Annotated in this window: 3 protein-coding genes; all 3 read left to right on the plus strand. The window is 39.2% G+C overall.

The annotated features are described in order from the left end of the window. Positions 1–286: 286 nt before the first annotated feature. The 3 genes from rimM to ACE1CC_RS02325 all read left to right on the plus strand — a co-directional run bounded on the left by rimM (position 287) and on the right by ACE1CC_RS02325 (position 2,246). Entirely contained in the window at positions 287–853 is a 567-nt protein-coding gene (gene rimM / locus ACE1CC_RS02315; RefSeq protein WP_413268862.1) for a ribosome maturation factor RimM, read from the plus strand. Between the two features lie 36 nt (positions 854–889). Further along, positions 890–1,261: a DUF2237 family protein gene (locus ACE1CC_RS02320; RefSeq protein ID WP_413268863.1), complete on the plus strand. Its 372-nt coding sequence runs from the start codon at positions 890–892 to the stop codon at positions 1,259–1,261. Between the two features lie 283 nt (positions 1,262–1,544). Beyond that, positions 1,545–2,246 carry a 2,3-bisphosphoglycerate-dependent phosphoglycerate mutase gene (locus ACE1CC_RS02325; protein WP_413268864.1) on the plus strand — a complete coding sequence of 234 codons (702 nt, stop codon included), beginning with the start codon at positions 1,545–1,547 and terminating at the stop codon, positions 2,244–2,246. Positions 2,247–2,362 lie beyond the last annotated feature (116 nt).

Consider the following 2,362-nt stretch of genomic DNA (forward strand, 5'->3'; position numbering starts at 1 on the left):
CACCACTAAATAAACTTATAGAATATGTGCAGAACCAAGAGAATCCAGAATAAATCGTTGCTACGCATTTTTATGTTGGTTTCGCTAACCCTACCTAAACTTCGTTATAGGTAGGGACTGCGCTCAACATTTTTGTTCAATCTATAATCAGGACTTTATTTAGCCTTTTGCACTACAAAAAGACTATGTACAAATACGTACTGCCCCCGTTGCCCGTTCCCTGTGCCCTCTCTATGTAGATAACAAATCAGCGACAATATAAATAGAGTGAATTTTTCGATCGCAAATGAGTACAGAAGACTGGCTAGAAATTGGTACGATCGTATCAGCGCAAGGTTTAAAAGGAGAGGTGCGGGTTTATCCAGAATCGGATTTTCCTGAACGTTTTGAAAAACCGGGAGAACGTTGGTTATTGCATCCCAAGGAAACAGAACCGCGATCGATCGAATTGCTGAGTGGTAGATACATTCCCCATAAAAATTTGTATATTGTGAAATTGGCGGGAGTGATCGATCGCAACCAAGCCGAAGAATTGCGGGGATGTAAGTTATTGGTTCCGGCGAGCGATCGACCAACATTAGAAGCAGATGAATATCATATTTTAGATTTAGTGGGTTTAGAAGTTTTTAACCAATTAAATGGTGAAAAAATTGGCGTTGTCAGAGATTTAATTCCCGCAGGTAACGACTTATTATTAGTCAGCCCTAATGATTCATCTGGGGTTGGTGAAGAAGGCGAAAAACAAACAGAAATTTTAATTCCTTTTGTGCAAGAGATTGTACCCATTGTAGATTTAGCAAATAAGCGAATTGAAATTAATCCCCCTCCCGGTTTGTTAGAAGTTAACAAATAGAATTAACATAGAAAAAGTTTCGGAAAAGTTGTGCTTATGACAGGTGCTAGAAATGTTTTAGGGGGAGATTTGCAAACTTGTTGCACTTCACCAATGACGGGATTTTATCGTGATGGGAAGTGTAACACAGGCGCGGGTGATATGGGCGCTCATATTGTTTGCGCTCAAGTAACTGAAGAATTTCTCACTTTTAGTAAAGCTAGGGGAAATGATTTATCAACACCAGTTCCAGCGTTTAATTTTCCTGGGTTAAAACCTGGCGATCGCTGGTGTCTATGTGCCCTAAGATGGAAAGAAGCTCTAGATGCTGGTGTTGCACCGCCTGTAATTTTATCTTCTACCCATGCTTCAGCTGTGGAATATGTTTCCCTCAATGAACTGAAAGCAAACGCTCTCGATCCTGTTTAAAAATTGTCGGGTGGGCATTTTGCCCGCCAAATAATATTATCAAAACTCATAAACAAAAATAGACATCTGCAAAAAACCTTGTTGAGACGTTATATATCTTGTTGAGACGTTATATATAACGTCTCAACAAGTTTTCTAGGTAATGCACCTTTAATTTTAGGAGATGTCTAATTAATCTGGAATTAAATTTAGCTTAACTAAAGATCTAACAAAAGATACTGGTAGAAAAAGATTATCAAGAGTATCATCATTTGCCAACCAGAAAATCTTAGGAAGTGGGTAAATGGCTAAATTGATTTTACTCCGTCATGGTCAAAGTCTTTGGAATGCTGCCAACAAATTTACAGGTTGGGTAGATGTTCCTTTGAGCGAACAAGGTCGCGCCGAAGCGACAATTGCTTCTTGTAAACTTAAGAATAACAAATATCATGTAGATGTTTGTTTTACAAGTATGCTCTTTCGAGCAATGGAAACCGCCGTTATTTGTTTAACAGAATGTGATGAAATTTGTGGCGGTAAAACCCCAATTATTAAACATGATGCAACCCACGAAGATTGGCATGGTTGGGATAAGTATGATGGGAGTCCAGAAGAAGAATTACCCATCTATCCTTGTTCATGTTTAGATGAGCGTTATTATGGGGCATTGCAAGGGTTAAATAAAGCCCAAACAGGGGAAAAATATGGCAAAGAACAAGTTCATGAATGGCGACGTTCTTTCTCTGTACGTCCACCAGGGGGCGAAAGTTTAGAAGATACAATGAAGCGAGCTTTACCATTTTTTCAAGACCGTATTCTCACTCATCTTAAGCATGGAGATAATGTGTTAGTTGCGGCTCATGGTAACTCTTTACGGGCGATTATGATGGGTTTAGATAACTTAAGTCCAGAGGAAGTTACCAAACTAGAGTTAGCAACTGGTGTACCAACTGTTTACGATGTAGATGAGTCAGGAAAAGCAACTAATAAGATGATTTTGGCGTAAGTTCGTTGTGAGGACTTTAAGTAGGTGCAAATAAATAAAGTGAAAATAGTTATCTATCAATGGGGCGGGCAAGATGCCCACCCCACAAGAAAGCTGAAAATCTTGTGGGGTGGGCA

This window comes from Floridaenema aerugineum BLCC-F46 (assembly GCF_041929345.1).
Lineage (GTDB): Bacteria > Cyanobacteriota > Cyanobacteriia > Cyanobacteriales > Aerosakkonemataceae > Floridanema > Floridanema aerugineum.